Below are 9,329 nucleotides of genomic sequence, written 5' to 3' on the forward strand. Positions count from 1 at the left end.
TATGAACCTGAGCGATAAACATGCGTATCGGGTCGGAAGCCATTCGGAGTCCTGGAGCGATCTCCCGACTGATGATGACGGCTTAGACAAGTTCATCGCAACAGCCCGCAAGCGCATCGAACCGTGGCTTTCCGCTGTGTTTCAAGCCGAACATCTAAACCTGCTTATCGGCAGCGGGTTCACAACGGCCATCGGATATATCGCGGGCGCAGCCGCCACAGGGATGGCCAAGGTCACCTTCGGAAGCGAATACGACAAGCAGATCGATGACTATGCCACGAGCGAAGCGGCACTTATGGGGCGCGGCGCAGCAAATATTGAAGATCAGTTCAGGAGCGCTCTTGCCGTCTACGAGGGGCTAAAAGTTATCGACGCCGCAAAAGCCGAAGCCCTCAAAGGGGCGATGGACGTTCAGCTTAAAGCGTTTCTCGATTCCCTTTTGGTTACGGAAGCAGGCCTCGCCGGGGCTGCAAAGGAAAAACGGATCGCCGCTCAGGGCGCGCTCCAATCGTTCCTACTCAGTTTCGCCAGCCGCGCCGCGTCTCGTGAGCGCCTACACATTTTCACCAGTAACTATGATCGCCTGATCGAGCATGGCTGCGATCTGGCAGGCCTCCGCATCATCGACCGTTTTGTCGGAGCGCTGACACCTGTTTTTCGTTCGGCCCGTGTTGAGGTCGATGTTCACTACAACCCGCCGGGTATCCGGGGGGAACCACGCTTCATGGAAGGCGTCATCCGCGTCACGAAGCTGCATGGGTCGCTAGACTGGCAGTTTGACAAAGAAGGCCGGAAAATTTCCCGGAAAGGAATCCCGTTCGGCGCTCCACCGACCCACACGGACATGCCGACCAATCCTGTCGATACAGTGATGATTTATCCCAATCCGGCCAAAGACGTGGAGACCACTCAGTATCCTTATGCTGAGCTGTTCCGCGATTTCGCTGCTGCAACGTGCAGGCCAAACGCGGTCGTGGTCACTTACGGTTACGGCTTCGGTGACGATCACATAAACCGCGTTCTGCTCGATATGCTGACCATACCGTCCACGCATCTCGTTGTGTTCGCATACGAAGCGGATGATCGATTGAAAGGGTTTCTCGCGCGGACACGTAATGCGCAAGTTTCGCTTTTGATCGGCCCTCACTTTGGCGACCTCACGACCCTGATCGAAAATTACCTTCCAAAGCCGACCCTAGATTACATCACCGGGCGCATGGCGGAGTTGCTGAAGAATCGTCCTTTGGAGCATCAGTCGCCCGCTGCCCAACAGCAACCACCTGAGGTTGAAGGTCTTGCCGCTATGTTCGGTGAAGACGCAAAATCATGACAACACCAATTGAAGTCATCGCCGGATTGGTAGTCGGAGCGGTGGAGTCCGTTTCGCCGGACGAAATCCGCATTCTGTTAGAGCTGGATGCGCCGCACGCGACAGCACTCAATACGGGAACGCCCGCTGCGTTCCCCCGCTTGAACGGTTATGTTCTCATCCCCAATGAGGCTGGATCTACCGTCGCCTATATATCGTGGATTGGGATTGAGCGGTCACCGTATCCTAAACGTTCGGGGTTGAAGGACTTCGGGCTGATCGATCTTCCATTCCCGCTTCGCAAGATGAGCGTCTCACCCGTCGGTACACTGACTTCACGGCGGGACCGCGTTTCAAAGAGGGTCGTCTTCGAACTCTCGCGTGGTGTTGTCGCCTTTCCGTCGGTCGGCGATCCGGTACTCATGCCGACGCCCGAGCAGGTCGAGGCTATCGTCGGCTCGAAGGCCGCCGATCGGCGTGTCCGTATCGGTACGTCTGCCTTGGCTTCCAGCGCTGAGATTAAGGTTGATCCTGACAAACTCTTTGGCCGTCATCTTGCGGTTCTAGGAAACACGGGCAGCGGAAAATCCTGCACTGTCGCTGGGCTTATTCGATGGTCGCTCGATGCCAGCGCCAAAACTATGGCAGATGCTGGACGGGAAGGTCCGCCGAATGCCCGTTTCATCGTTCTTGATCCTAACGGTGAATACGCGAGGGCATTTGCTGATCGGGGTGACGAGCTTCGCCTTTTTCGCGTCCCTCCAGTGCAAGACGGCGAAAAAGAGCTAGACGTTCCCGCGTGGCTTTGGAGCGGTCATGAATGGACTGCCGTTGCGCACGCCCAGCCCGGAGCGCAGCGCCCTCTGCTTTTGCGCGGCATCCGTGAGCTGAAAAGCGGTCATCATGAAGATGTCCCACGAGAAGCAACTATTAAGCGGCATCTCCTTGTTTCAAGTGGTCGCATTACCGCCATGCTCAATGTGGGAAGCACGGCCTTCGCCGGAGCGGTTGGCCCCCGGTTTGACTGCGCGCGATTGCTATCCGGGATCAGTGAAGATTCCACCCGCTTCGCTGCATCGGTTGATGATCCGGCGGCGACTCTTCTACAAACGCTTTCGGCAACGGTTACTGCGATCGTTGACGCTCGACGGTCGGGCGCAACATTCTTCAACGATTTCTTAGTCGGCGATCTTGAATCCGCGCGCGATGCCATCGCTGCCGCTACGGATACACTACCGGATATTGGCGGTGTCGCTGCCGCGATTAGCGAAGATGCCCCCGTTCCCTTTGACGTCACGCTGCTCGCAGAGCATCTCGACCACCTCGCCGCCGAGCAGGGCGGGAATTTCGCGGCGTTCATCAGCACGCTCGGTCTTCGCATTCGGAGTATGCTCGCCGATCAAAGACTGGGCAGTGTCATCGGGAAGAATCCGCCGACTAGCTTTGAGGACTGGTTGAAAAGCTACATAGGTGATGACGGCGCAAGCAATGGCCCGTTGGCAGTGATTGACCTATCTCTGGTCCCGTCGGAGGTCGTTCATGTTGTAGTTGCGGTCCTCGCTCGGGTGATATTCGAATCCTTACAACGGTATCGCCGCCTCCATCCCGAAGGGCTGTCTCTTCCAACTGTTCTTGTTCTGGAAGAGGCTCATACTTTTATCAGGCGAGGCAAAGACGATGAAGGGCCAGCTTCGAGCCCGAGCCAGTTATGCCGCGAGGTGTTCGAACGAATTGCCCGCGAAGGCCGAAAATTCGGTTTAGGACTGGTACTATCATCGCAGCGTCCTTCCGAGCTTTCGGCTACCGTTCTCGCGCAGTGCAACACCTTTATCCTCCATCGCATAGTGAATGATGCGGACCAAAACCTCGTCGCTCGACTTGTGCCAGACAACGTGGGAGGGCTTTTACGAGACTTGCCAAGCCTTCCATCGAAACAGGCGATCCTGCTTGGTTGGGCCACACCCATACCCGTGCTGGTCGAAATTGACGAGCTTGCAAAAGAGCATCAGCCTCAATCTGCAGACCCTGATTTTTGGGATGTCTGGACCGGAGCTAAGGAGCGAAAAGTAAACTGGGGTGATGTAGCAGCGCAATGGACAGTTCCTGCCGCGCCAGCTCAGCAACCTCCGGTCGAAGCGCCTGTTGCCGGACTTGCAGCGGTCCCCGAGCCGCCAGCGGGCGCGGAGGCTAATCCGTTCGACATCGACGATGATATCCCATTCTAGGCCATGCGGAGATTGAGTTGGAATTAGGTCAAGGATTTCCTGAATGGACAGAATTAGGGCAGGACAGCGGGCTTGATCCTCTCGGTATGCAGCGTCCTATTGAGGCGATCTACCAATCCCTCGTTCCCGGCATCAGCACCATCACGCTCCGCTATCGTTACTATTCCTTTTTCCCGCTCATCCTTCGTCATTACGAAGAAAAAATCCGCCATCCCGACCCGGCGGTGCTCAGATCGTTCCAGCGTAAATGCGAGGCGCTTTTCGCGCTGATTTGCACACACGGTGAGCCGGAGCTGGGCATAACCGGCTCCGATTGGGCTGGTAGAACATTGAACGAGGTCACCGCTCAATCGGGCGCATCGGGGATCATAGACTTTACCGTTGGGGCCGATCCTGACGCGGATGAGAAGCTTCGCTACCTGAAAAACAAGGGCGGAGCGTTCGGCGCGATCTATTCGACACAGATGTCGGAAATGGGCCTCGTCCATTTTCCCGATCCCGGCCAGTCCAATCCAAACCCCGTATGTTCCGAGGTCGCCCTTCAACTCGCGGAGGCGCTGGCATCCGAGCTGGGCGACATAGCTGATCGCTTTTTTGAGGTCGTGGCATCGGGACAAATTTCAGTATCCGACCTTGGATCGTTCGCGGCCATGAAACCGTCTGCCCTGCAATCAGGCAGTCGTGAACATGTCTTGCTCAAGGACATCCTGCTCGGCGCTACCGATACGCGCGGTCTCACCGCCCAAATGCGGCGAAGCACGCTGAGGATGCTGCTTGAGTTCACCAACACCTTCGATTCCGTGCCGCGCGCCGAAACGGTGAAATGGCACTGGTTCGAGAATGTGCCTGCCAAAGAGGCGGCTGAACCCAATCAGGTTCCGCAGTTGTGGTTTCTCTATCAGGCGTGTGATCTGATGAGGCTCGCCTATGAGGTCATCCTGTCAGCGGCGCTTACGCTGATCGAAGCGGCTCCTCGCCGTCGAATGTCATTGGGCGAGTTGACGGATGACCTGGCGGGTGCCGTTCCGACTACAGGCGGTGAGAGCTGGGATGATTTTTCGACTGGGATCAATGCCGCAGAGGAAGCCTCCACCGCCCGCGAGTATGCCGCCGCCATGCTTGAGGCGATGGACACGGGCGAAACGAGCGAACAGGTCCGAAACGCAATATCGTTGATCGCGATTTTGGCCGATAAGGCGACGGCAGAATCCTCGCTGGTAGAAGCCGCGCTCAGTGGCGCAGATTATTTCCAGTCCTTACGAACAGAAGCCATATTTCTCGACCGCAACCGCTCCGCCGATGCAGATCGCGTGATAGCTGATTTGATCCGGGAAAGAGTTTTGAAACGGCACCTGTGGGTCGCTTCCCGGAAATTCCGAAACCAGAAGGCATACACCTTCCACATGGAGCCAGAGGAAGGCGCGCTGCGCTATCGCGCACCGATCCAGGTCTCTCCCAGCAGCCCGCGACTGGATCAAGCGCTTCGCTTCCTCCGGGACATCAGTCTGATCGACAGCGGCGGCATCACGTCCATCGGCAGGTCAGAGCTGGCTGTTGCATGAAGTATTTTGACGCCTTCGGCGAAGGCGGGTTTCACTCTGCCTTTATGACGACCTACGCCTTCGGATCGCTCGCGTTCGAGGACATTCCTTTCCCCAAGCTGCGCGGGGCGGGATGCCGAAACATCGTCGTTCTGGCCGACACAGGGATGGTCAATCAGGCGTTTTCGGATTTTGGCCCGCCGCGCTTCGCGGGAACGAGCTACCACCTCATCAAAACTTCCGTGCCGGGTGCGTTCCATCCGAAGATCACCATGCTACTCGGTGAGACCAAAGCGCGGCTGATGGTGGGTTCAGCGAACCTTACCGCTCTTGGCCTTGGCGGGAATAAGGAGCAGGTCGCCAGCATTACATGGTCTGCTGAATCGCCCGAGAATGCCAAGTTCTTTATGTCCGCAATTGCCTATTTTCGGCGTTATGTTCCCGCTGACGATCAGTGGTTTTCGATCAGCCTGCAACGCGCCTTGCGATCATCACCGTGGCTTCGCGATGACACTTCCAATCCGGCTTTCAGGACCGAGGGCACGGAAGCGCTCAACCTCTTGTTCGACCGCCCCGAGATCACCATTCTCGACCAGATCGTCGATTCCATCGGCGACGATGCAATCGAGCGCCTCATTGTGGTTTCCCCTTACTGGGATTCAAAGCTGGAGGGAGTTGCGCGTCTCAAGGCTGGCTTAGGCGATCCCGCCACCGACATCCTGATCGAGGATGACGCGAACGGTTTCCCTTCCAGCGAGCTTCCGCGTTTTTCAGATGTCGCCTTGTTCGATATCAGCCCCAATGCCGCCGGGCGGTTCTTACACGCGAAGCTGATAATCGCGCTCGGTAAAGAGTTCGATCATGTCATCTCTGGCAGCATGAATTGCACCCTTCCGGCGCTCACGGGGCCTGCGTTTGGCGGTAACGCGGAAGCCGGAATCTATAAGCGGGTCGTGCGCGGTTCAGCCTTGGTCGCGCTAGGCCTGTCCGATTACGAAGACTCCCGTTTCGAGAAGGACCAACTGGCCCGACTGGAAGAGACATTCGACGAAATTGAAACAACTCAGCCGTCGGTCGATGGAGGGTTACTTACCTTACAGGCTGGGAAAGTGACATGGACAGCTCCCAAGAAGCTTCCGTCCGATCCCCAAGCCGTTCAGCTTTATGATCGTGAAGGCGAGGCGCTGGCGCTGATCGACATAGGCGGCGCGAAGTCCGCCGCACATACAATCGCGCCCGCGAGCCAGCGTCCCAAATATGGCGTCCTGACATTCGTGGACGATACCGCTTCCGCCCCAATCCAAGTGACGGATTTGGATTACCTCGCGGTCACGACGCTACCGCCGCAAAAGGGCCGTAAGAAACGGCTGATGGACACCTTAGCGGAGACCATTCACGAAGATTTGGCACTGATCGAAGCGCTGAACCAGCTTGAGGCTATCGAGGACGAAGACAGATCGTCCCATTCGATTACCAAAACCAAGCCGCAGGTTCAGGAAGAAGCCGCCCGCGAATACTCGGTCCTTCCCTACGAGGAATTTATCCGCGCCCGCACGCTTGCAAACGCGCAAGGGAAGCCGTTCGGACTCTATCTTAACAGCCGTCACGACCGGGCCGTTAATCTGGTCAGCCATTGCCTGAACCAGATGATCGGTCTCGTCGGTCCCGATTTAGGTGAGAGCGAAGAGAAGGACATTCAGGCGCTGAGTGTTGTCGATTTCAGGACGACCGAACCCCAATCTCAAGAGGACGGCCATCGGAACAACGGCGGCGGCTCTACGGCGTCTCGCATTACCGTAGCGCCATCTCAGATTCTCGCTACTGCCAAGAAGTTCCAAGAGGCGGTTGTTACTTTTGAGAAGCGGTCAAAAGCCTTGGTCGATAAGCGCATTTCCACCTCAGAATTAGTCCGGCTGCGCGCGCTGATGCAAATCATCTTGAGCCATGCCCAGCCACTTTCAGGACCGTATTCGGCTTCGCAGGTTCTCCCGGTTTACATTGCTGACGGATATGACTGGCCGCGCCTTATTGGCCGATTGCTTCAACAGCATTTCGGAGCAACACGGGCATTGCAGAATCTTACCATAGAAAACGACGAGGCCGAACACCAGCGGGCCATAGAATATCTGGCGCTGTCAAAGTGGTCGGCGAAGGCAGCTCTCGCAGCGGTGATGACCAACAAGAAGGCAACAAGTCTCCGAGTGCCGCTTGAACGCCTGCTGACATCATTGCTCGCACAAACTCGATCAATCTTGTCTCTAGTCGAAAGCGATCAGGCATATTTTGACGAGATGACAGGGCAGCTCGATCAGAGATTTCAACAACGGTTGGGACTTGGAGGAAGCGTCGCCAATTGAAGCCGTGCGACGTATCAATCCAGCTTCCGGCACTCTCGCGGTCTACATGGGACGCTGGATGTAGGTCAATAAAGATTAGACGCTTCTCGCTAGTTATCAACCTTGAACATAATATCGCAGCTCTTCAGGTTGTTGGCGCCATATCCTGAAGCGCTATTGATACCCAGATCACCTCTCCCGCATCCATTGGTCCAGCCTGAGCTGATCGCCTGTACCGTTCCAGACAATGCCACACCATCATCCATTTTTTTATCTATTCGCTCTGCTGTATGAGAAGAGACAGCACAATTATCCCTACCCGGATCATCGCATCTCCAACCCCCTGTGATGTCGTTTCGCAGGACCATCGTTATTCCGTTAAGCGTACCGTAAATAGGAAGAAATGCCATGCTAGACCGAACATGGAATCCTCCACCAAGAGACGATCCCAAATGCGTTTTACCCCAATCCGGAACGCCTGCACCGGGATCAATGCCCCCAATCAGGTCCGCCAAAGCAAGATGCTTCCAGAAATGTGTATTCTCTGAGGTGATAGCTGCTGTAACATCTTCCCACGCTTGCCTGCGCCAATCTGTAGGCACAATGCCTAGTAGATTGTTGCCGGTCCCGTTTACGCAATAATGTCCAGCGTCGCATCCCGCTAGCCGGGTGGTCGCCATAGACATATCACCGGGGACTGCCTTATATGTATAACTAAAGGTATAATATGCGACGGAAACCTACTTCGCCTGCGAAATGGTTGAGGCAAGGCGAGCATTTTGGATTAGTTCCTGTCCTTTAAGAACCCCACCGATTAGGAGGCAATTTATAATCATCACGATTGATAATTCGACGAGCGTAAATGCGTGTTTGGAATTATCTATTTTCATTGATTATTGATGGTTATATAAACTATGAAGCATTGTGTCTTTTGATAGTTTATTATACGTAATACAATTTTTGTATAGGCATGGGCTTGCCAATCATCTCTCGACGATCATGGCTACATAAACATATGTTTTTGTAGCACCGGAGCCATAATACCAGCACCATTTTGGTTCACCAGCAAGAGCATTAAGTGTAAATATCGCCGTAGCATTTGATATGGCGTTTACATCAAAAAACCGAGTTACGGTCCCAGTTGCAGTAATATTGGTGAGAGCGTCACCACTAGGATTTGCAATGCCTATTAAGTCATTTATAGCCATGCAGGTTTCTTTATTTAGATAGTTTTGTTGCATGTAAATATCGTTTTCACTAGCCGTTCCAGCCGAGCCATCTGTTCCTATTCGTTCCATTTGCGCTATATTAAAAGAGGCATGACCCGTGCGGAATGACAAGGCCCCTGCGGAGTCTGGATTGTTTCCAAGTACAGCCGCCACAGGAACTACAGGCGCAACTGCTCCCAGCTATATCAAAAACATTACAACGCTTATCCGACGGCGCTAACGGGTTTGCTAGGTTTATAGCGGAGCCATTGTTTCTCATGTAAACATTGTTTAAAAGGTCGATCATATCGTCTGAGCAGCTGTTACTGAGTTTTATCCTATTTACGGCAGACCTTATTGCCATGGTATTCTGAATAATCGCAGAAGCATATTCTCTTGCCTTATCCTTTAATATACTACCACCGCCACCCCTTGTTGATGACGTAACTGCATACGAAAGAGCCGCGAAGAGCGCGACGGCAATTAAAATCAAAAATAGAACATTTCCCTGTTCTTTTGGGCGTGCAGTATTACCCGAGTTCATTGCAATATTGTATCATTGATTCGGAAATTTATGCAATAGCGCGGCCCTGCTTTGCAGTCCGGGCCTTATACCAATCTGCATTGATCACGACCCACGCGCCCATTTGCGGCGTCCGATGGTCATGATGCGCCATGGCTGATCGACCAGCCTGTTCCAGGCTTCGCAG

6 protein-coding genes are annotated in these 9,329 nt (G+C 54.5%); 4 read left to right on the forward strand and 2 right to left on the reverse strand.

Annotated features, from left to right (window positions below):
• Position 1: 1 nt before the first annotated feature.
• Genes ASE85_RS13645 through ASE85_RS13660 form a run of 4 tightly spaced genes read left to right on the forward strand, consistent with a single transcriptional unit; the run spans position 2 to position 7,432 of the window.
• A complete protein-coding gene (locus ASE85_RS13645) occupies positions 2-1,330 on the forward strand; it encodes an SIR2 family protein (RefSeq protein WP_056689343.1) in 1,329 nt (442 codons plus the stop codon).
• Positions 1,327-3,534 carry an ATP-binding protein gene (locus ASE85_RS13650; RefSeq protein ID WP_082462816.1) on the forward strand — a complete coding sequence of 736 codons (2,208 nt, stop codon included), beginning with the start codon at positions 1,327-1,329 and terminating at the stop codon, positions 3,532-3,534. The genes ASE85_RS13645 and ASE85_RS13650 overlap by 4 nt, the downstream gene beginning before the upstream one ends.
• Before the next feature lie 17 nt (positions 3,535-3,551).
• Positions 3,552-5,096, forward strand: coding sequence for a hypothetical protein (locus ASE85_RS13655; protein ID WP_156358345.1), 1,545 nt, complete (start codon positions 3,552-3,554; stop codon positions 5,094-5,096).
• Entirely contained in the window at positions 5,093-7,432 is a 2,340-nt protein-coding gene (locus tag ASE85_RS13660) for a hypothetical protein (RefSeq protein WP_056689348.1), read from the forward strand. The genes ASE85_RS13655 and ASE85_RS13660 overlap by 4 nt, the downstream gene beginning before the upstream one ends.
• An 89-nt stretch (positions 7,433-7,521) precedes the next feature.
• On the opposite strand, the gene ASE85_RS23065 is transcribed toward ASE85_RS13660, so the two are convergent.
• Positions 7,522-8,091 (reverse strand): hypothetical protein, encoded by a 570-nt coding sequence (locus tag ASE85_RS23065; protein ID WP_156358346.1) that lies wholly within the window; start codon positions 8,089-8,091, stop codon positions 7,522-7,524.
• Between the two features lie 303 nt (positions 8,092-8,394).
• Positions 8,395-8,793: a hypothetical protein gene (locus ASE85_RS23070; RefSeq protein WP_156358347.1), complete on the reverse strand. Its 399-nt coding sequence runs from the start codon at positions 8,791-8,793 to the stop codon at positions 8,395-8,397.
• Between the last annotated feature and the right edge of the window lie 536 nt (positions 8,794-9,329).

The sequence above is a fragment of the Sphingobium sp. Leaf26 genome (assembly GCF_001421665.1).
GTDB lineage: Bacteria > Pseudomonadota > Alphaproteobacteria > Sphingomonadales > Sphingomonadaceae > Sphingobium.

Coding starts and splice junctions, on each gene's coding strand:
- ASE85_RS23065 (WP_156358346.1), bottom strand. CDS start 8,091: ATGGCGACCACCCGGCTAGCGGGATGCGACGCTGGACATTATTGCGTA.
- ASE85_RS13650 (WP_082462816.1), top strand. CDS start 1,327: ATGACAACACCAATTGAAGTCATCGCCGGATTGGTAGTCGGAGCGGTG.
- ASE85_RS13645 (WP_056689343.1), top strand. CDS start 2: ATGAACCTGAGCGATAAACATGCGTATCGGGTCGGAAGCCATTCGGAG.
- ASE85_RS13660 (WP_056689348.1), top strand. CDS start 5,093: ATGAAGTATTTTGACGCCTTCGGCGAAGGCGGGTTTCACTCTGCCTTT.